Raw genomic sequence first — 19224 nt, forward strand, 5'->3', positions numbered from 1 at the left:
AAGCCAGGAGGCCGGTCATTGACCGGCCTCTTCAATTTTGTGCGATCTGTTTTTTCAGATTGCCACGTACTACCTCCAGGATCTGCGCTGCCAGCTCGGCGCTCTCCACGCTGCGCGCCAGCACCAGTGCTCCCACCAGAGTCGACATCATCAGCAGGCCTTGCTCATTGGCATCCGGCCGCCTCAGTGCGGCTTGCACCTGCTTCAACCGTGCGCCAAGTACTGCATCAGTGGTCGGGCTTTGCTGACCCCGCAGTCCTAGCTCAGGGCACATGGTTGTCAACGGGCACCCTTCATGCGGTGAGGTCTGGTGCCACTGCGAAAGATAGTTGTCGATGAACGCTTCAAGGGGGCGTTCCTGGCTGAACAGCTGTTCGCAGTGTTCATCCAGTTGAGCGGCCGCAGCTTGCAGGGCCTTTTCCACCAGCTCATCTTTGGATTTGAAATGCGCATAGAATCCGCCATGCGTCAGACTCAAGGCTTTCATCAGCGGTTGCAGGCCGGTAGCCCCGATACCATCGCGGCGAAAACGTACGGAAGCCTCCTTGATGATGCGCTGATGGGTTTGAGCTTTGTGATTTGCCGAGTAGCGCATAGAACAGCCTCCGAAACATTGCGCCATATTAGCCAAGCTCATGCAGGCAAAGGGGCATCTCGTTACAAAATTGCTGACTGGCTGATCGAATGTCTTGGAGTCGTGCGCCGATATCGTCGGCAGTTATCTGCACCCTGGCATGTCGTTGATCGAAAAGTTCGACGCGCTGATTCGTACCGTGCATGCCTGGAAGGTCCAGGCTGGCCTGTTCGGTGTGGGATTTAGTGATCGCCACAGGCGTTGCTCGAATGCTGGAGCCAGCTTGAGCGTGCTGTCTATAGGGGAAAATACTGCTGCATATCGCCAAGGCGGGTTGGAAATAAAAAAGCCCTTCAGTGAAGGGCTTTCCTTGATCAGATCACGCTGAAAACTGCGCCACTCGCCAGTTTGTAGAGGTCTCCCGCCACCAAACCTGCGGCTTTTGCAGCCGTATTATCGTTGAATGTACGCAATGTCATGTTGACTTGGCCAGGCATCGCTACCGGCGTAGCGAACTCGACACGAGCGCCTGATTCGTTACCCAACAGTTGCAGCTTTTTCTGAGACGGCAGCCATTGGATGAAGAAGGAACCGGAACGATTACCGGATGCCGAGTGGAATGCCACTACAGAGCCCGTCGTATCGGCACTGATAAGCGCCATGATTGCAGTGCTGGCCTCTACCACTGCGGTGCAGTCGGACAAGCTCGAATAGTCGGTCCGCAACTTGCGCCCGCGTGCCCAGACCTTGACTTGACTGATGGTATTGGTCGGCTCGACACCGAACGTCGCATTGGTCGCGCGGAACGAACCGCCCAGTACGGTATTCCCGACAGCGACGTTACCGCCTACCGAGGAAGTTTCCGAGTCAAAAAGCTTGTTCAGTTGAGCACTGTTGTCGTTGCAGTCCACCAGAACGTTGTTACTGATCACGACACCTTCGAGCGGCGGAAACAGTCCCCAGAACAGTGCCTTGAAGCTCGTGGCAATGTTATCGCTGAAAATGATCCACTTATCCGGCATTGCTTCGCCGGAGGAAGGGCCAAAGCCCCCCAGCACGCTCTCATTGCCGTTTCTGAATTCGTTACCGGTGACAATCAGGCGCCCGGCGCCCCATGAAAACGTTACTGCACCCTCGGAGTGACCATTTGCCTGGTTACCCGCCAGGCACACGCTCTCAACATAGTTGTTGATGAACCAGGAGGCACTTCCAACTGCGTCTGTATCGTCGTGGCGGCTTGTATGAAAGGCCGAGCCCGAGAGGTTGCGAAACTCGCAACTTTCTACCCGCAGGCCATGACCGACGATGCATTCGCCTGTGGTGTTGGCAAACCGTACGCCACGGATCCCCGAAGAGCGGCCGTTGATATAGATCTCCATGGCGAAGCGCCAGGAGTTGTTGAGTTGATTGGCGCTGTTGCCATCGACGGAGCCGTTGATGATCTGCACGTTGTAGTTGATGCCCGGGCGCAGCTTGCCGCCTTCTTCGGTAGACGGACGGCCGAGGAAGCATTGGAAGCTTTTACCAACCCACGATCCAGCAGGGATGGTTTGGGTCGTGTTACCGAAGGGACCAAAGCCGGCAGCCAGGGTCACTGTATTCGTATTCGGGTCGATTGCAGTGATACGCATGGGGCTTCGGCTGGTGTCTTGATCCCCTGAGCCGACAAACGCTGTCACGGTATCGTTGACGTACCAACTGTCGGGCACGGCATCCAGCACGATTGTATTGCTGCTTACGCTGGTGTCTGTGGCTAGTCTGGCGGTGGTGACCGATGCATCTGCGCGCATGAGAGTCGCGCCGTTCAGATCGATAACCAGATTGTTGATGTAGTCAATTTCAGCCGTGCGGTCGTAAATATAGGTACGGCCGGTTTCGAAATACAAACGCGAACCCTGGCCGTCCGGCACGTTGGCGCTGATCCATGCGAGTGCAGCGCGGATAGTGCTCGAATCAGTACCGGTGTCATCGTCCTGGCGGAAGTCCTCCACAGCAACGTCGAAGCCTGAGTCGCTCGAATAGATGAGATTGGTTGCGGTTGCAGCTAGGTCGTTCATGTCAGTCATCGTGTCCCTCGATAGAAAAAAAACCGCGGAGTGCGGATTGTTTTGGGCAGCTATCCCCAAGCATTTGGTATGCCAATGGATTTCTGCATGCTCCATGCAGGTCATTCGCCGCAGAAAGTGCTTGGTTTCAAGCAAGAGGAAACGATAACAATGCACTGTATGAATAACCAGTACTTTTTTTGAGAAATTAAACTCTTTGTTGATTGTTTTGCTTCGCGCGCGGTTTTTCCAGACGTGATTGCCAGTCATGAAACGGGGTTTTCCAGTGCGCGCGGAGGTGCCGCGACGCCGTCTATTCAGCTTGAAAAGACGGGCGGCGTGAAGGGAGGGGGAAAGCGAAACAGAGGGTTTTTAAGCAGGCTGAGCGAATATTTACACGAAAGTGATCAGCGATCCTGCGCATCCTTGGCGTCCGCCTGGGCATTGCGTTCTGCCACGCGCTTACGTTGTTCATCAGTCAATTCAACCTTGTTGGCGCTGTCTCGCAGCATCAACAAACCACCGACGATCGAACCGATCGCGACCACTAAAATCAACCAGGCATACCACGGCATAGGGCTCTCCTTGAGGCAGCAAACCGTGGGGAAATTTCCCACGGTAATGACTGCTTTGAGTAACGGGCTTTCTTAGTAGTTCATTGTAGGCCCGTTCTGCCCCGGTAGCCTTACAGCCCGGTCAACATAGCGTCCGCCGGTGCATCGGCGCGGTCTTGCGCGGTCAGTTGGAAGTACACAAAACCCACCACCATGAAGCCCAGGAAGATCAGCCCGATCAGCGCGTTGAACCACGCCATCGCCACCAGGCAGACCACGGCCAGTACCAGCGCAATCCCCGGCACGATTGGATAGCCCGGGGCGCGGAAGGTCCGCTCCAGCAGCGGTTCGGTCTTGCGCAGTTTGAACAGGCTGAGCATGCTCATGATGTACATGACGATGGCACCGAACACCGCCATGGTGATCATCGCGGCGGTCAGGGTCATGCCGCCCAGGTTGATCAGCCCGTCGCTGTAGATGGCGGCGATGCCGACGATGCCGCCGGCGATGATTGCCCGGTGCGGCGTCTGGAAGCGCGACAGTTTGGCGAGGAAGGAGGGCAGGTAGCCCGCGCGCGCCAGGGCGAAGAATTGGCGGGAGTAACCCAGGATGATCCCGTGGAAGCTGGCCACCAGGCCGAACAGGCCGATCCACACCAGCATGTGCAGCCAGCCCGAGCTGTCGCCGACCACGGTTTTCATCGCCTGGGGCAGCGGGTCGTTGATGTTCGACAGGGTGCGCCAGTCACCCACGCCACCGGCAAAGAACATCACGCCCATGGCCAGAATCACCAGGGTGAGGATGCCGCTGATGTAGGCCTTTGGAATAGTGCGCTTGGGATCTTTCGCCTCTTCGGCCGCCATGGCGGCGCCTTCGATGGCGAGGAAGAACCAGATGGCAAAGGGTATGGCCGCAAACATTCCGGCGATCGCCGGTGCGCCGAAGGTGTCGGAGCCGGCCCAGCCGTTGAGGGCGAAGTTGCTGAAGCTGAAGGCGGGAGCGACCACGCCCATGAACACCAGCAACTCGGCCACGGCAAGCACGCAGACCACCAATTCAAAGGTGGCGGCGAGCTTCACCCCGAGGATGTTCAGGCCCATGAACACAATGTAGGCGCCGACGGCCGCATGTTTCGGATCGAGGGCCGGAAACTGCACGTTCAGGTACGCGCCGATGGCCAGGGCGATCGCGGGCGGGGCGAAGACGAACTCGATCAGCGTCGCCAGCCCGGCAATCAAGCCACCTTTCTCGCCAAACGCCCGGCAGCTGTAGGCAAACGGGCCGCCAGCGTGAGGAATCGCGGTGGTCAGCTCGGTGAAACTGAATATAAAGCAGGTGTACATGGCGGCGACCATTAACGAGGTCACCAGGAAGCCCAATGTTCCCGCCACGCCCCAGCCATAACTCCAGCCGAAATACTCTCCGGAAATCACCAGCCCGACTGCGATGCCCCACAAATGCAGAGTGCCCAAGGTGGGTTTGAGTTGTGTGTTCATCGTGTAGCTCTCCCTGAACGGTTTGGAATGTTTCAGGGCATTGCAGCGGACATGCCATTAACCAAAGCCGTGTCGTAAAGGCGCCGAACTGTCGCCGAGGGAACGGTTTGGCGTTTGAATCATTTCAAGCGCTGCACCAGATAAGGGCGTTGGTGTCTGGTCTGACGCTATCGCGGGCAAGCCCGGCTCCCACATTTGAAGTGCATACCCCCCGTAAACCCCGCATAAACCCACTCTTTACGCCGTCTTTACGCCCCACCCATACCGTCGCTCTCGTTCCTTTACGCCACTCCTGCGGACAATCCTCCTACACGCGGCAGTCGCCGCACGACGGAGAAACTTCCATGAGCGTTCTGGACGGGGTGTCACTGCTGTTGGCTGTGGCGCTGTTCATTTATCTGCTGGTTGCGCTGTTACGCGCGGATCGGAACTAGGAGCAGGCTATGCACAGTTATGACTATTGGCTGATCATCGCCTTCTTTGCCTTGGTGCTGATTCCGGCACCGGCCCTGGGGCGGTTCTACTACAAGGTAATGGAAGGGCAGCGAACCTGGCTCACGCCGGTGTTCGGCCCGGTCGAGCGCGTGTGCTATCGCCTTTCGGGTGTCGATGCGGACCAGGAACAGAGCTGGCAGAAATACGCGCTGGCGTTGCTGGCGTTCAACCTTGCCGGTTTCGTGCTGCTGTTCGCGATCCTGCTGTTCCAGGAATACCTGCCGCTGAACCCGCAGAAATTGCCGGGTCAGGAATGGACCCTGGCGTTCAACACCGCCATCAGTTTCATGACCAACACCAACTGGCAGAACTACAGCGGTGAAGCGTCCCTGAGCTACCTCAGTCAGATGGTCGGCCTCACCGTGCAGAACTTCGTCAGTGCCGCCACCGGCCTCGCCGTACTGGTCGCGTTGTGCCGTGGGATCGGTCGCAAATCCACCAAGACTTTGGGCAACTTCTGGGTCGACATGACTCGCGCCACGCTCTACGGCCTGTTGCCGTTGTGCCTGGTGTTCGCGTTGTTCCTGGTCTGGCAGGGCGTGCCACAAACCTTCGCTCACTATGTGAACGCGGTCACCATGCAGGGCGTTGACCAGGTCATCCCACTGGGCCCGGCTGCCAGCCAGATTGCGATCAAGCAACTGGGCACCAACGGTGGTGGCTTCTTCGGCGTCAACTCGGCGCATCCGTTCGAAGACCCGACTGCCTGGGCCAACCTGTTTGAGCTGGGCGCGATCATCCTGATTCCGGTGGCGCTGGTGTTCACCTTTGGCCACTACGTGAAAGACCTGCGTCAGAGCCGGGCGATCCTCGGTTGCATGCTGGCCCTGTTCATCATCGGCGGTGCTACCGCGATGTGGGCCGAGTACCAACCCAACCCGGCGCTGAACAACCCGGCGGTTGAGCAGGCGGCACCGCAGGAAGGTAAAGAAGCGCGCTTCGGCACCACTGGCACCGTGTTGTGGTCGGTGGCGACCACCGCCGCGTCCAACGGTTCGGTCAACGGTATGCAAGACAGCCTCAACCCCCTGAGCGGGATGGTGTCGCTGGTCAACATGATGGTCGGCGAAGTGATCTTCGGCGGCGTCGGCGCCGGCATGTACGGCATGTTGCTCAACGTGTTGATTGCGGTGTTCCTCGCCGGTTTGATGATTGGCCGTACACCGGAATACCTCGGCAAGAAACTCCAGGCCAAGGAAGTGCAGTTGCTGGTGGTGACCTTGCTGGTCATGCCGGTGGGCACCCTGGTACTGGGCGCCATCGCTGCGACCCTGCCGGGCCCGGCCGGTGCCATCAGTAACCCTGGCCCCCACGGTTTCAGCCAGTTGCTGTACGCCTACACCTCGGCCAGTGCCAACAACGGTTCGGCGTTCGGCGGCTTCAGTGCCAACACCGCGTTCCACAACCTGATGTTGAGCCTGTCGATGTTGCTTGGTCGCTTCGGTTACATCCTCCCGGTACTGGCCCTGGCCGGCAGCCTGGCGATGAAGAAGACCGCACCGATTGGCCAGAACAGCTTCCCGACCCACGGCCCGCTGTTCGTGACCCTGTTGACCGTGACCATTTTGCTGGTGGGCGGCCTGACCTTCCTGCCGACGCTGGCACTTGGGCCTATCGCTGAACATCTGAGCATGGGCTTCTAAGGGGATATGAAAATGAATATGCCTGCAAAAAACGCGGCTCCCGTGAAAACCCAGGAGCCAGCCAAGACCGCAATGTCGGCCCTGTGGCGCCCGGCGCTGGTCCAGGCGTTCGTCAAGCTGGACCCGCGCCAGCTGCAACGCTCGCCGGTGATGCTGGTGGTCGAACTGACCGCGATCCTCACCACCATCCTGTGCTTCGTGCCGGAGGTGGCCGTACCGACCTACGTCTCCGTGCAAATCGCCGTGTGGCTGTGGTTCACCGTGCTGTTTGCCAACTTCGCCGAAGCCTTGGCTGAAGGCCGCGGCAAGGCCCGCGCCGACAGCCTCAAGGCCGGCAGCGAGGGCCTCAGCGCCCGCCGCAAGGAAGCCGACGGCAGCTTCAAGGTCGTGCCGGCCACCAGCCTGCGCAAAGGTGATGTGGTACGCGTGGTCGCCGGGGAAATGATCCCGGGTGACGGCGAAGTCATCGAAGGGATTGCCGCGGTCAACGAAGCGGCCATCACCGGTGAATCGGCCCCGGTTATCCGTGAATCCGGCGGCGACCGCTCGGCCGTCACCGGCAATACCCGCCTGGTCTCGGACTGGTTGATGATTCGCATCACCGCCAACCCGGGCGAGTCGACCCTGGACCGCATGATCGCCCTGGTGGAAGGCGCCAAGCGCCAGAAAACCCCCAACGAAATCGCGCTGGACATCCTGCTGATCGGCCTGACGCTGATCTTCCTGCTGGTGGTGGTGACCCTGCAGCCGTTCGCCCACTTCGCCAATGGCAACCTGCCGCTGGTGTTCCTGGTGGCGCTGCTGGTCACGCTGATTCCGACCACCATCGGCGGCCTGTTGTCGGCCATTGGTATTGCCGGCATGGACCGCCTGGTGCGCCTCAACGTGATCGCCAAGTCCGGTCGCGCGGTGGAAGCGGCGGGGGACGTGCACGTGCTGTTGCTGGACAAGACCGGCACCATCACCTTCGGTAACCGTCGTTGCACCAACGTGATCGCCGCGCCGGGTGTCAGCGGCAAGGAACTGGCCGAGGGCGCGCTGCTGGCATCCCTGGCGGACGACACGGCCGAAGGTAAGTCCATCGTCGAATACCTGCGCGGCCAGCACCCGCAAGCCGAGCCGTCGACGGATGAGCTGACCTCGGTACCGTTCAGCGCGGAAACCCGCCTGTCCGGCGTCGACTACCAGGGCCGTGTGTTCCGTAAGGGCGCCGTGGATTCGCTGCTGGCGTTCATTGGCCTGCAACGCCGCGACCTGCAACCGGCGCTGTCGCGGGAAATCGACAAGATCGCCCAGAGCGGCGGCACGCCATTGCTGGTGTGTGCCGACGGCAAGTTGCTCGGCGCGATTCACCTCAAGGACGTGGTCAAGCCCGGCATCCGCGAACGGTTTGCCGAGCTGCGCAAGCTGGGGATCCGCACGGTGATGGTGACTGGCGACAACCCGCTGACCGCCGCCGCGATTGCTGCTGAAGCCGGTGTGGATGACGTGCTCGCCGAAGCCACCCCAGAGAAAAAACTCGCGCGCATTCGTCACGAACAGAACGATGGTCGCCTGGTTGCGATGTGCGGCGACGGCGCCAACGACGCCCCGGCGCTGGCCCAGGCTGACGTCGGCATGGCAATGAACGACGGCACGCAAGCCGCCCGTGAAGCGGCCAACATGGTCGACCTCGACAGCGACCCGACCAAGCTGCTGGACGTGGTGCAGATCGGCAAGGAATTGCTGGTAACCCGTGGTGCGCTGACCACCTTTTCCATTGCCAACGACGTGGCCAAGTACTTCGCGATCCTGCCGGCGCTGTTCGCCTCGATCTACCCGCAACTGGGTGTGCTCAACGTGATGCACCTGCAAAGCCCGCAGAGCGCGATCCTCTCGGCCATCGTGTTCAACGCGCTGATCATCGTGGTGCTGATCCCGCTGGCGCTGCGCGGTGTGCGCGTACAGGCGGCGAGTGCGGCGGCATTGCTGCGTCGCAACCTGCTGATCTACGGCCTGGGCGGGATCGTGGTGCCGTTCGTGGGTATCAAGGCGATCGACATGCTGTTGACCGCGCTGCACCTGGTTTGACTCGATGCCCGCAGGTACCGGCAAACCGGTGCCTGCAGGTTGCAATGACCGAATTGAGGAATTTGAAATGTCCAACATTATCCGCCCGGCCCTGAGCCTGCTGGTGTTGATGAGCCTGATCACCGGCGTGGCCTATCCACTGGTTGTCACCGGTGTGGCGCAAGTCGCGTTCCCTGACCAGGCCAACGGCAGCCTGGTGCACGATGCCAGCGGCAAGGTTCGCGGTTCGAGCCTGATTGCCCAGGATTTCACCGGTGACGGCTGGTTCCACCCACGGCCATCTGCCGGTGCGTTTGCTACGGTTTCCAGCAGCGCCAGCAACCTCGGCCCAAGCAACCCAGCACTGGCCACTCGTGTATTTGACGATGCCAAGAAAATGCTGGTGCCAGACCAGGGACCGGTGCCGATGGCGTTGCTGACTACCTCCGGCAGCGGTCTTGATCCACACTTGCCACCGCAGGCAATTGCCTATCAACTGGCCCGGGTAGCCGCCGCACGTAATCTGCCGGTGGCGACCCTGCAGCGCTTGATGGACGAGCACATCGAAAGCCCGCTGGTGGGGCCGCCGGTGGTGAACGTGCTGGCGTTGAACATGGCCTTGGAAAAACTGTAAGCCGTGGCGCCGCTTTCGCGAGCAAGCCCGCTCCCACATTCGACTGAGTTTCACCTTTGGAATGCGGTCAAATGTGGGAGCGGGCTTGCTCGCGAAGGCGGACTCAAGAAACCCACATCAACACCTGAAGGAAGACCGCCCGCATGAGCGACTCCGGCCGCGCCGATGCCCTGTTAGCCGATCTACCCCGGGACGGCCGTGGCCGGCTCAAAGTCTTCCTCGGCGCCGCGCCCGGCGTGGGCAAGACCTACGCCATGCTCCAGGCTGCCCACACCCAGCTGCGCCAGGGCGTGCGGCTGATCGCCGGCGTGGTGGAAACCCACGGCCGCGCCGAGACCGAAGCCTTGCTCAGCGGCTTGCCACAACAGCCGCTGCTGCGTTCCGAATACCGCGGCGTGATGCTGGAGGAAATGGACCTCGACGGCCTGCTCGCCGCCAAGCCCAAACTGGTGCTGGTGGACGAACTGGCCCACAGCAACGCCCCCGGCAGCCGCCACGAAAAACGCTGGCAAGACATTCAGGAATTGCTCTCGGCGGGCATCAACGTCTTCACCACGGTCAACGTCCAGCACCTGGAAAGCCTCAACGACCAGGTGCGCGGCATTACCGGCGTGCAAGTGCGCGAGACCTTGCCCGACTGGGTCTTGCAGGAAGCCGATGAACTGCTGCTGATCGACCTGCCATCCCGGGAACTGCTGGAGCGCCTGCGGGACGGCAAGGTCTACGTGCCGGAACAGGCCCGTGCTGCCATCGATGCCTTCTTCACCCAGACCAACCTCATGGCCCTGCGCGAGCTGGCGATGCAAACCGCCGCGGCCCATGTCGACGATGACCTGGCCCAGGGTTATCGCCAATTGGGCCAGGCCGCACCGGCTGTGCGTGGCCGCTTGCTGGTGGGCGTGGACGGCGATGCCCAGGCCGAACGCCTGGTGCGTCATGCCAGCCGCGTAGCCCAGCGTCGGCATTTGCCGTGGAGCCTGGTGCATGTGGATAACGGCCGGGTGCGCGATGAACAATCGCGCCTGCGCCTGCAAAACGCCCAGCAACTGGCCGAGCGTCTTGGCGGTGAAGTGGTGTTGCTGCGAGCGGGGGAGGTGGCCAAGACCCTGATCCAGCACGCCGCCGAGCGTCGTGCCAGCTTGATCCTGGTGGGGCAATCCCGGCCGCGCTGGCATCGCACCGTGTTTGGTGGTGGCCTGGCGTCGCGTTTGTTGCGCAATGCCCGGGGCCTGGAAATCAACGTCCTCGACAGTGACGAAGTGCCGGCTCCGCCACGCCTGCCGGATGTACGCGGGTTGGTGTGGTTTGACTATGCTCTCGCCGTGGTGGCAACCGTGATTGCGGCGGCGGTCGCTTGGGGCGTCGCCAGTGTTTTGCCTTTACCGAATATCTCGCTGGTGTTCCTCGCCGCCGTATTGCTGGTGGCGGTGCGCAGTAGCCTGGGGCCGGCGCTGGCGTGTGCGGCGCTGTCATTCCTGAGCTACGACTTCCTGTTCATCCCGCCGAATTTCTCCTTCGCGATCCAGCGTGAAGAAGACGTGCTGACGCTGTTGTTCTTCCTGCTGATGGCGGCGCTCACCGGTAATCTCGCTGCACGCCAGCGCCGGCAGTTGCAGGCGCTGCGCGATACCCAGGAAGAAACCACCGAGCTGCTCGACCTGTCCCGCAAACTCACCGCCGCCACCGATCGCCAGGCAGTGATCAGTGCCGCCGCGCATCACCTGGAAGGCTGGAGCGACCTGCAATTGTGCCTGCTCAACCGCGACGGGCAGGGCGACTGGAAGGTCGAGACCGGTGGCCCGATCACCTTTACCGAAGCCGAACGCGCCGCCGCCGACTGGGCCTGGCAGCACGATCAGCCGGCCGGCATGGGCACCGGCACCTTGCCGTTCGGGCGCTGGTGGTGGTGGCCGTTGTCCGGCGAAGAAGGCCCGTTGGGTCTGCTGGGGGTCAGCCCGAAGGCCGGGCTTGAACTGAGCGGCCAGCGCCGTCGCCTGCTCACGGCCTTGAGCCAGCCCTTGGCCCAGGCCCTGGCCCGTGCACAACTCGGCCAGGAGCTGGAAGCCGCGCGCCTGCACGGCGAAACCGAGCAATTGCGCAGCGCCTTGCTGGCTTCGGTGTCTCACGATTTGCGCACACCGCTGACCTCCATGCGTGGCAGCATCGACAGCCTGCTGGCCCTCGGCGAGGCGATTCCCCTGGAAGATCGCCGGGAGCTGCTGGAAGGCACTCGCGATGAGGCTGAGCGCCTGGATCGCTACATCCAGAACCTGCTGGACATGACTCGCCTGGGCCACGGCGCCCTGAAGCTGGCGCGGGACTGGGTGTCACCCGGCGATATCGTCGGCAGCTCCCTGGGCCGCTTGCGTGCGGTATTGGCGCCGCTGCAGGTGATCACCGACGTGCCGCCCGAGCTGCCGCTGCTCTACGTGCATGCCGCGTTGATCGAGCAAGCACTGGTCAACGTACTGGAAAATGCCGCACGCTTCTCGCCGCCACAAGGCCGGCTGAAACTCAGCGCGGGCGTGCAGGATAACCAGTTGTTTTTTGCTGTTGCCGATGAGGGACCGGGGATTCCCGAGGAGGAGCGGGCGAAGATTTTCGATATGTTCTACACCGCCGCCAGGGGGGATCGCGGCGGGCAGGGCACCGGGCTCGGCCTGGCGATCTGCCAGGGCATGGTCGGCGCCCACGGCGGGCATATCAGCGTGGCCGACGGCATTGAGGGCCGTGGCACCTGCATCACTTTATTCCTGCCATTGCAGGCCCAGCCTGGCCTGGAAAGCGAACCTTGAGCTACCCTCTTTTCTTCACGGATTTTGATTGGACACCATGAGCCAGACTGCGACGATTTTGGTCATTGACGACGAACCGCAGATCCGCAAGTTCTTGCGTATCAGCCTGGCCTCCCAGGGCTACAAAGTGATCGAGGCCGGCACCGGCAACGAAGGCCTGGCGCAGGCCGCCTTGAGTAAACCGGACCTGCTGGTGCTTGACCTCGGCCTGCCGGACATGGACGGCCAGCAGGTGCTGCGCGAGTTTCGTGAGTGGTCCACGGTACCGGTACTGGTGTTGTCGGTGCGAGCCAGTGAAGTGCAAAAAGTCGAGGCGCTGGACAACGGCGCCAATGACTATGTGACCAAGCCATTTGGCATCCAGGAGTTTCTTGCACGGGTGCGGGCGTTGTTGCGCCAGGCGCCGGCGGGGGAGGCCCAGGAAGCGGCACTACGTTTTGGCCCGCTGACGGTAGACCTGGCTTATCGGCGGGTGCTGCTGGACGGTGTCGAAGTGGCGCTGACCCGCAAGGAATACGCGGTACTGGCGCAACTGGCGCGGCATCCCGGGCGGGTGATCACCCAGCAGCAACTGCTCAAGGATATCTGGGGCCCGACCCATACCGAAGACAGCCATTACCTGCGGATTGTGGTGGGGCATCTGCGCCAGAAACTGGCGGATGATCCGACCCAACCACGGTTTATCGTGACTGAGGCCGGTGTTGGGTATCGGCTATTGAACACCGAAGCCTGAAGCGTTAGCTCACCTGTGGCGAGGGAGCTTGCTCCCGCTGGGCTGCGCAGCAGCCCCAGAATCCTGGGAGCGCTTCGCACTCCAGCGGGAGCAAGCTCCCTCGCCACACAAGCCCTGCTTATCAAACCTCAGTGTTGCTCGCTCTCGTAACGATCCAGCGTATCGCTCGCGATCTCCCGCCCCAGCGCGATCAACTCCGGCGCTTTGTAAAACTCGAAAAACCGGCACACGCGCTTCGGCACGTTGATCAGAATATCCGGCGGATACCCGGCGATCTTGTACTGCGCCAATGACGTCTGCATCACCTCAAAGCTCTGGTTGATCAAATCCAGCAGCGATGCAGGCCCCACGTTATCGATGATGAACGAGCCGGTCGCCGACTTTGGCGCCCCGGCCTTTTCCGGTGCCGCCGCCGGTTGTTGCGCCTCGGGTTCGGCAGAGTCCAGCCACGGGTTGATGTCGGCAGCCTGGGCCAGCAGCGCTTCCTGTTCCAGCATCAACAACTGCTCGGCCTGCTTGCGCCGAAACGGCAAGTGCGAACCCAGTGAACGCACCAGGTTGTCGAAGCGGCTCCTGAACGCCGGCGGACGCTGGATCACCGGAAGCTTGTAGTGCTTCTGGTTGGTGGAGTTGAGGTTGACCGCAATGATCAGGTCGCAGTGGCTCGACACCACCGGCACGATCGGCAGAGGGTTCAGCAAGCCGCCGTCCACCAGCATGCGATTGCCCTGCATCACCGGGGTGAACAGGCTGGGAATCGCCGCCGAGGCCCGCATGGCCTGGTGCAGGCAGCCTTCCTGGAACCAGATTTCCTGCTGGTTGGTCAGGTCCGTGGCCACGGCGGTGTAGGGAATGCGCAGGTCTTCGATATTGATCTCGCCGACGATCTTGCGGATCTGCCCGAACACCTTCTCGCCACGGATCGCCCCCAGGCGAAAGCTCACGTCTACCAGGCGCAGTACGTCCAGGTAGTCGAGGCTTTCGATCCAGTTTCGGTACTCTTCCAGCTTGCCCGCGGCATAGATCCCACCCACCACGGCGCCCATGGAGCAACCGGCAATGCAGGCGATGTCGTAGCCGCGTTTTTCGATTTCCTCGATCACGCCGATATGGGCGTAGCCCCGGGCGCCGCCGGAGCCCAGCACCAATGCAACACGTTTCTTCATGACCTGATCCTTCGCAAAACAGGTGACCACAATGCACCCATCGAGGGGCGCGCTTCAATCATCACTGTCACAACCGATTATTTTCGCGAGCGGGCCACCACGCTCGGGTATGCTCTGGCAATCGGGACTGCGGATTCAGGCAGTCGGATAAGGCACTTTTCGGTGTAGGCAACGTCTACACCTGTGACTGTTTTTTCTTTTCTTGAGGTGTCATTTGATGAAAGCCTGGATGTGTGTGCCTGTGATCGTGTTGGCCCTGGCCGGTTGTGCCGGGAAAACCGCTTATCGCGACAGCTGCGGCACGCAACTGGATGCTGCGTGGCACGAGCTGGACCTGGCCAAGGCCGAAGGTTTCGCCGGCACCGTGAGTTACTCCAAGGCTCTGTCGTTGTTGACTGGCGCCAAGACCCAGCAGCAGTTCGAAGCCTTCGAAGGCTGCTCGACCAAGGCCGAGAAAGCCCGCTTCTATATTCGTGAGTCGCGCGCAGGGCGCTAACCCCGCGTAGCAGCTGTCGAGTGCAACGAGGCTGCGTCGGCGGCCTCAAGCCCGAAGGTTTAATCATTGAGGAGGAAAGGATGTCAGCCTTGGTCGATCAGCTAGTCGCTCAGGTCATCGGCCTGGAAGTTGGGTTACTGAGCTGCCAGGCGCGCCTCGCCGCCGTCACGGACGACGAGGCCCTGCATGATCTGCGCACCACGGTGCGGCGCTTGCGCAGCCTGTTGCGGCCATTGCGCGGGTTGCCCGGTGTCGAGCAGCTCGAGGCGGCCGCCAGTGCCGTCGGCCAACTGACCACGCCATTTCGCGACCGCGAAGTGCTGGCGGCGTACCTCCACCAACACGGCCATCATGAGGCGGCCGAGCGGCGTATCCGGCAGCAGCCGGCCACCTACCGCTCGGTTGCACAAGGGCCTGATCTGGCGCAACTGCTGTTGATCCTCGAAGCATTCCCCCGCTTTATCCGCGCCTCCCAACGGCAGAAATTGCTCAAGGGCCTGCGCACGCGCATTGAAAAACGCCTGGCCAAGCAATGGAAGAAGCTCGGCGAAGCGCTGCACGACCCCAACCACGACCGTCATCGCCTGCGCCTGTTGATCAAGCGCGTGCGTTATGCGGCCGAGGCTTATCCCGAGCTGAACAAGCTACCGCCCAAAGCCATATCGCGTCTCAAGGCGGCCCAGGGCGCCCTGGGTGATTGGCACGATTGCTGGCAATGGCTGGCGCAAGCCGGGCACGAGCCCGATTTGCAGCCGTGCGTGCCTGGTTGGCACCGCACCATGGCCGAGGCGGAAGGGCAGGCGGATCGGGTTTTGGATAAGTTGAACGCCGACTGCTTCGCTTGACCCTGCGACCTATCTGTCCGGGATTTTGGCCGGAATAGGCGCTGCATGGTGTAGGCCGGCTGGTTAAGATCCCTCAACTCCTTTTTCAAGTTGAGACCGCCATGCGCTTTAGTGATTTGCTCGACGCTGCCCGCAGCCACCCGTTGGACGTTTCGATCCCGGCCGAATGGGCCCAGGGCCGCGCCAGCTTTGGCGGGCTGGTTGCGGCGTTGGAGTACGAGGCCTTGCGGGCGAAAGTCCCGGCGGATCGCCCGTTGCGCTCACTGGCGATCACCTTTGTGGGCCCGGTGGCGCCGGACCTGCCGGCCCGCTACGAAGTCGAAGTGCTGCGCGAAGGCAAGGCCGTCAGCCAAGTGCTGGGACGTGTGGTGCAGAACGGTGAAACGATGACCCTGGTGCAGGCCAGTTTTGGCGCATCACGGCCTTCGCAGATTGACGTCGCCGCCGAACCGGCGCCCACCTTCAAGCATTGGGATGAATGCCAGGAGTTGCCCTACATCAAAGGCGTGACGCCGGAGTTCATGCGCCACCTGGCGATGCGCTGGAGCGTCGGTGGCCTGCCGTTCACCGGCAATACATCCCGGGAGATGGGCGGCTGGGTGCGCTTGCGTGGCGATGTAAAGGAAGAGCCGCTGACCGAAGCGCACATCCTCGCGCTGGTGGATGCGTGGCCACCGTCGGTGTTGCCGCACCTGAAACAACCGGCGGCCGGCAGCACCCTGACCTGGACCATCGAATTTGTCCAACCGCTGCAAAACCTGAGCACCCTGGACTGGTGCCAATACCTGGTCCACATCGAGCACGCCCGCGATGGCTATGGCCATGCGGCTGCGCAGTTGTGGAGCCCCGACGGCCAGTTGATCGCTATCAGCCGCCAGTCGGTGGTGGTGTTCGCCTGAGTCCTCAGACCAGCAAGTGTTGATCGCCGGAGGCGTCGCTGCCGCGTGCCTCCAGGCGACGACCGGGATGCTGCAATGCAAGGGCTGCCAGAATGCCGACGATACCGATGGCGGCACTCGCCAGGTTCTCGCTGAACACGCCCGATGCTATCAACAGAAAACCGATGACCAGGAGTGGCAGCGCTAGCAGCTGCAACACTTGATTGGTCCCGTGCTGGTGATTTTGCGGGTGGGTGCGCCATTGCCAGGCGGGGATATTTGGATGACGTTTGCCCATGATCGTGATTCCTCTGTCCGTTGAAACATCTTGAGCAGAGTTTAGGTCGGGCAGGGTGGGGCCGCGAATCAAGGATGGCTATGGGGGCCATAGCCACCCCTTTAGGGTTTAGAGCCGCAACTGGCCGATGGCTTTGCTCAGTTCCCCGGCCAGGGTCGCCAGCTCATTGCTGGTGGTCGCCGAGTCTACTGTCTGCTGCACGGTGTTTTCGGTGACGTCCCGAATGCTCACCACCGCTCGGTTCATTTCCTCGGCCACATGGCTTTGCTGCTCGGCAGCCACGGCAATCTGCGTGTTGCTCTCGCGCATCTGCGCCACCGCGCCGGTGATCTCGGCGAGTGCAATCCCGGCTTCTTGAGCCTGTTGCACACAGTCGTCGGCCTTGAACGAGCTTTCCTGCATGAAATCCACCGCGTCCCGGGTGCCGGCTTGCAGGGCGGACACCATGCGGGTGATTTCATCGGTAGAGCTTTGCACCCGCTTGGCCAGGTTGCGCACTTCGTCGGCGACCACGGCAAAACCCCGGCCCATTTCGCCGGCGCGGGCGGCTTCGATGGCGGCGTTGAGGGCCAGCAGGTTGGTCTGTTCGGCGATGCTGTGAATCACCCCGACCACGCCATTGATTTTCTGGCTGTCCTCGGCCAGCTTCTGGATCATTTCGGCGGTCTGCTGCACGCCGGTGGACAGCCCGGCAATCGAGCGCTGTACCCGGCTGACCACTTCCTGACCGCTGCCGGCGAGAGTGTCGGCCGTCTGGGACAGGTCGCGGGTGGCGCCGGCGTGCTGGGCGATGTGGTAGACGGTGGCGGTCATCTCGTTGATCGCCGTGGCGGCCTGGTCGGTTTCGCTTTGCTGGCCGAGCATGCCGTGCTGCACCTCGTTCATGCTGCTGGCCAGGCGTGCGGCGCCGTCGTCCAGTTGCCTGGCGGTGCGCGCAACCGTGTTGACCACCCGTTGATAACCCGCCTGCATCGCGTTGAACGCGCTGGCCATCTGCCCGACTTCATCCTTGCAGGCCAGGGGGACGCGGGCCGAGAGGTCGCCGGTTTTCTCGACGTGCAGCATCACGTCTTTCAAGGTGTTGAGCTGGCTGAGGAGAAAGCGGATCAGCAGCTGTGAGGCGCCGAGCATGGCCAGCATCAGAATCATCACCGCTACGGCGTAGTTGGCGAAGCGTTCTTCGAACACTTGGCTCAAGCTGGGCCCGTAGGCCAGCACGGCGACCTGTTGACCGTCGGCACGGCTGATTACTTCGGCGCCCATCAGCGGGTTTTCGCCGAGCAGTGGCATGTGATTGAAATCCACCCAGCCACTGGCGTTGGCCAGGGCTGACAGATCTTCGTCGCCCAGTTGTGGGACTTTGCCCCTGGCAAACGTCAGCCAGTGCTCGCCCTTGGGCAGTGGCTGGCCGGCGGGCCAGGCACCGAGCAAGCGCCCCTGGGCTTGCGCCGACGCCTGTGAGGCCTGGCTGCGGGCCTGTTGTTCGAGCTGCACGGCGTACAACACCAGCAGCAGGGTGGTGATGAAGGCGACCGCGTTCACGGCCCAGAATTTGTACTTCAGCGAGATGTTGCTAAGCCAGGCACCCATGGAAGGTTTTCTCTGATAGCGGAAACAGCATTGGCAAGGTGCCATTATTTTGCCGCTATCGGGATGCCGGGTTTTGATATGGGTCAATGCGCCGCGTCAATCCGGCACAGGCAATCCAAAAAAGGCGCGGGCACAGGCGGTGCTGTGTTGCGCCAGGTCTTCCACGGTTTCTTCGCGGTGCAACGCGACCTCCCGTAGGACTTCCGGTAAATAGGCGGGTTCGTTGCGACCGTTTTTCGGCTTGGGCCGCAGGGTGCGAGGCAGCAGGTAGGGCGCGTCGCTTTCCAGCATCAGGCGGCCCCGGGGGATTTCCCTGACCAGCGGATGCAGGTGCGTCCCACGGCGCTCGTCACAGATCCAGCCGGTGATACCGATATGCAGGTCCAGGTCGAGGTAGCTGAACAGCGCCCGCTGCTCGCCGGTGAAGCAGTGCACCACGGCGGCCGACAGGTGATCGCGGTAGTCCCGCAGGATTTCCAGCAGGCGCTGGTTGGCGTCACGTTCGTGGAGGAATACCGGGAGCTTCAACTCCACGGCCAGGGCCAGGTGTTCTTCGAGGACTTTTTCCTGCTGGGGGCGCGGCGAGAAATCCCGGTTGAAATCCAGCCCGCATTCACCCACCGCACGCACGCGACTTTCCTTGAGCAGGCCGCGCAGGCGCCTGGCGCTTTCGGCGTTCCAGTCACTGGCAGAGTGGGGGTGAATGCCGGCGGTGGCGAACAGGCGTTGGCCACTTTCGTCCAGTTGCTGGCACAGCTCCAGGGCCTGTTCGCTGCCGTCGACACTGGTACCGGTGAGCACCAATTGGCTCACCCCGGCGGCGTAGGCACGGTCGAGAACGGCCTGGTGCTTTTCGTCGAAACTTGGGTTGGTCAGGTTGACGCCGATATCAATGAGTTGCATGGTGCTACCTCCGCCTGCGGTCGGAAAGCA

At 61.8% G+C, this 19224-nt stretch carries 17 protein-coding genes and 1 pseudogene; 10 read left to right on the forward strand and 8 right to left on the reverse strand.

Going from position 1 to position 19224, the window contains the following annotated elements; translation table 11 throughout:
• Positions 1–31: 31 nt before the first annotated feature.
• Positions 32–595: a TetR/AcrR family transcriptional regulator gene (locus AC3WKX_RS21310; protein ID WP_102605087.1), complete on the reverse strand. Its 564-nt coding sequence runs from the start codon at positions 593–595 to the stop codon at positions 32–34.
• 139 nt (positions 596–734) lie between these two features.
• Between AC3WKX_RS21310 and AC3WKX_RS21315 the strand changes: the two genes are divergently transcribed.
• Positions 735–962, forward strand: coding sequence for a hypothetical protein (locus AC3WKX_RS21315; protein WP_134325983.1), 228 nt, complete (start codon positions 735–737; stop codon positions 960–962).
• On the opposite strand, the gene AC3WKX_RS21320 is transcribed toward AC3WKX_RS21315, so the two are convergent.
• The 3 genes from AC3WKX_RS21320 to eat all read right to left on the reverse strand — a co-directional run bounded on the left by AC3WKX_RS21320 (position 949) and on the right by eat (position 4669).
• Positions 949–2889, reverse strand: coding sequence for a hypothetical protein (locus AC3WKX_RS21320; protein ID WP_256579799.1), 1941 nt, complete (start codon positions 2887–2889; stop codon positions 949–951). The two genes, AC3WKX_RS21315 and AC3WKX_RS21320, sit on opposite strands and share 14 nt — an antisense overlap.
• A gap of 137 nt (positions 2890–3026) precedes the next feature.
• Complete coding sequence (locus AC3WKX_RS21325; protein ID WP_008437727.1) at positions 3027–3194, reverse strand: DUF2897 family protein; 168 nt, start codon at positions 3192–3194, stop codon at positions 3027–3029.
• 110 nt (positions 3195–3304) lie between these two features.
• Positions 3305–4669, reverse strand: coding sequence for an ethanolamine permease (eat, locus tag AC3WKX_RS21330; RefSeq protein WP_102605086.1), 1365 nt, complete (start codon positions 4667–4669; stop codon positions 3305–3307).
• A 344-nt stretch (positions 4670–5013) separates the two neighbouring features.
• Here eat and kdpF point away from each other — a divergent pair, with 344 nt between their 5' ends.
• The 6 genes from kdpF to AC3WKX_RS21360 all read left to right on the forward strand — a co-directional run bounded on the left by kdpF (position 5014) and on the right by AC3WKX_RS21360 (position 13018).
• Entirely contained in the window at positions 5014–5103 is a 90-nt protein-coding gene (gene kdpF / locus AC3WKX_RS21335) for a K(+)-transporting ATPase subunit F (protein ID WP_003218754.1), read from the forward strand.
• A 9-nt stretch (positions 5104–5112) separates the two neighbouring features.
• Positions 5113–6807, forward strand: a complete 1695-nt coding sequence (gene kdpA / locus AC3WKX_RS21340; RefSeq protein WP_102605085.1) for a potassium-transporting ATPase subunit KdpA — start codon at positions 5113–5115, stop codon at positions 6805–6807.
• Positions 6808–6819: 12 nt separating this feature from the next.
• Positions 6820–8877 carry a potassium-transporting ATPase subunit KdpB gene (gene kdpB, locus AC3WKX_RS21345; RefSeq protein WP_003218752.1) on the forward strand — a complete coding sequence of 686 codons (2058 nt, stop codon included), beginning with the start codon at positions 6820–6822 and terminating at the stop codon, positions 8875–8877.
• A 67-nt stretch (positions 8878–8944) separates the two neighbouring features.
• Entirely contained in the window at positions 8945–9490 is a 546-nt protein-coding gene (gene kdpC, locus AC3WKX_RS21350; RefSeq protein ID WP_003218751.1) for a potassium-transporting ATPase subunit KdpC, read from the forward strand.
• A gap of 143 nt (positions 9491–9633) precedes the next feature.
• The gene (locus AC3WKX_RS21355; RefSeq protein WP_102605084.1) at positions 9634–12285 is read left to right on the forward strand and encodes a DUF4118 domain-containing protein; all 2652 of its coding nucleotides are present in this window, start codon (positions 9634–9636) and stop codon (positions 12283–12285) included.
• 37 nt (positions 12286–12322) lie between these two features.
• Complete coding sequence (locus AC3WKX_RS21360; protein WP_003218747.1) at positions 12323–13018, forward strand: response regulator; 696 nt, start codon at positions 12323–12325, stop codon at positions 13016–13018.
• A gap of 128 nt (positions 13019–13146) precedes the next feature.
• Here the strand turns inward: AC3WKX_RS21360 and AC3WKX_RS21365 are convergent, their stop codons facing one another.
• Entirely contained in the window at positions 13147–14184 is a 1038-nt protein-coding gene (locus tag AC3WKX_RS21365) for a patatin-like phospholipase family protein (protein WP_087693690.1), read from the reverse strand.
• A 217-nt stretch (positions 14185–14401) separates the two neighbouring features.
• Between AC3WKX_RS21365 and AC3WKX_RS21370 the strand changes: the two genes are divergently transcribed.
• From AC3WKX_RS21370 to AC3WKX_RS21380, 3 genes are all read left to right on the forward strand, one after another.
• Positions 14402–14680, forward strand: a complete 279-nt coding sequence (locus tag AC3WKX_RS21370) for a hypothetical protein (RefSeq protein WP_003218744.1) — start codon at positions 14402–14404, stop codon at positions 14678–14680.
• A gap of 80 nt (positions 14681–14760) precedes the next feature.
• Entirely contained in the window at positions 14761–15525 is a 765-nt protein-coding gene (locus AC3WKX_RS21375) for a CHAD domain-containing protein (RefSeq protein ID WP_102368434.1), read from the forward strand.
• A 101-nt stretch (positions 15526–15626) separates the two neighbouring features.
• A complete protein-coding gene (locus AC3WKX_RS21380) occupies positions 15627–16424 on the forward strand; it encodes an acyl-CoA thioesterase (RefSeq protein WP_102605083.1) in 798 nt (265 codons plus the stop codon).
• 19 nt (positions 16425–16443) lie between these two features.
• Here the strand turns inward: AC3WKX_RS21380 and AC3WKX_RS21385 are convergent.
• The 3 genes and pseudogenes from AC3WKX_RS21385 to AC3WKX_RS21395 form a co-directional block, all read right to left on the reverse strand.
• Positions 16444–16701, reverse strand: a pseudogene (locus AC3WKX_RS21385) (terminase); the annotation flags it as partial.
• A gap of 108 nt (positions 16702–16809) precedes the next feature.
• Entirely contained in the window at positions 16810–18291 is a 1482-nt protein-coding gene (locus tag AC3WKX_RS21390; protein ID WP_102605081.1) for a methyl-accepting chemotaxis protein, read from the reverse strand.
• Positions 18292–18387: 96 nt separating this feature from the next.
• Complete coding sequence (locus AC3WKX_RS21395; RefSeq protein ID WP_003218739.1) at positions 18388–19194, reverse strand: TatD family hydrolase; 807 nt, start codon at positions 19192–19194, stop codon at positions 18388–18390.
• Between the last annotated feature and the right edge of the window lie 30 nt (positions 19195–19224).

The organism is Pseudomonas sp. GP01-A4 (assembly GCF_058780865.1).

What these genes read in the sequence shown, in the direction of transcription:
- AC3WKX_RS21355 (WP_102605084.1), top strand. Translation starts at nt 9,634, where the DNA reads ATGAGCGACTCCGGCCGCGCCGATGCCCTGTTAGCCGATCTACCCCGG.
- AC3WKX_RS21320 (WP_256579799.1), bottom strand. Translation starts at nt 2,889, where the DNA reads ATGACTGGCAATCACGTCTGGAAAAACCGCGCGCGAAGCAAAACAATC.
- AC3WKX_RS21370 (WP_003218744.1), top strand. Translation starts at nt 14,402, where the DNA reads ATGAAAGCCTGGATGTGTGTGCCTGTGATCGTGTTGGCCCTGGCCGGT.
- AC3WKX_RS21325 (WP_008437727.1), bottom strand. Translation starts at nt 3,194, where the DNA reads ATGCCGTGGTATGCCTGGTTGATTTTAGTGGTCGCGATCGGTTCGATC.
- eat (WP_102605086.1), bottom strand. Translation starts at nt 4,669, where the DNA reads ATGAACACACAACTCAAACCCACCTTGGGCACTCTGCATTTGTGGGGC.
- AC3WKX_RS21310 (WP_102605087.1), bottom strand. Translation starts at nt 595, where the DNA reads ATGCGCTACTCGGCAAATCACAAAGCTCAAACCCATCAGCGCATCATC.
- AC3WKX_RS21375 (WP_102368434.1), top strand. Translation starts at nt 14,761, where the DNA reads ATGTCAGCCTTGGTCGATCAGCTAGTCGCTCAGGTCATCGGCCTGGAA.
- AC3WKX_RS21315 (WP_134325983.1), top strand. Translation starts at nt 735, where the DNA reads ATGTCGTTGATCGAAAAGTTCGACGCGCTGATTCGTACCGTGCATGCC.
- kdpF (WP_003218754.1), top strand. Translation starts at nt 5,014, where the DNA reads ATGAGCGTTCTGGACGGGGTGTCACTGCTGTTGGCTGTGGCGCTGTTC.
- kdpC (WP_003218751.1), top strand. Translation starts at nt 8,945, where the DNA reads ATGTCCAACATTATCCGCCCGGCCCTGAGCCTGCTGGTGTTGATGAGC.
- AC3WKX_RS21395 (WP_003218739.1), bottom strand. Translation starts at nt 19,194, where the DNA reads ATGCAACTCATTGATATCGGCGTCAACCTGACCAACCCAAGTTTCGAC.
- kdpA (WP_102605085.1), top strand. Translation starts at nt 5,113, where the DNA reads ATGCACAGTTATGACTATTGGCTGATCATCGCCTTCTTTGCCTTGGTG.
- AC3WKX_RS21390 (WP_102605081.1), bottom strand. Translation starts at nt 18,291, where the DNA reads ATGGGTGCCTGGCTTAGCAACATCTCGCTGAAGTACAAATTCTGGGCC.
- AC3WKX_RS21360 (WP_003218747.1), top strand. Translation starts at nt 12,323, where the DNA reads ATGAGCCAGACTGCGACGATTTTGGTCATTGACGACGAACCGCAGATC.
- AC3WKX_RS21380 (WP_102605083.1), top strand. Translation starts at nt 15,627, where the DNA reads ATGCGCTTTAGTGATTTGCTCGACGCTGCCCGCAGCCACCCGTTGGAC.
- AC3WKX_RS21365 (WP_087693690.1), bottom strand. Translation starts at nt 14,184, where the DNA reads ATGAAGAAACGTGTTGCATTGGTGCTGGGCTCCGGCGGCGCCCGGGGC.
- kdpB (WP_003218752.1), top strand. Translation starts at nt 6,820, where the DNA reads ATGAATATGCCTGCAAAAAACGCGGCTCCCGTGAAAACCCAGGAGCCA.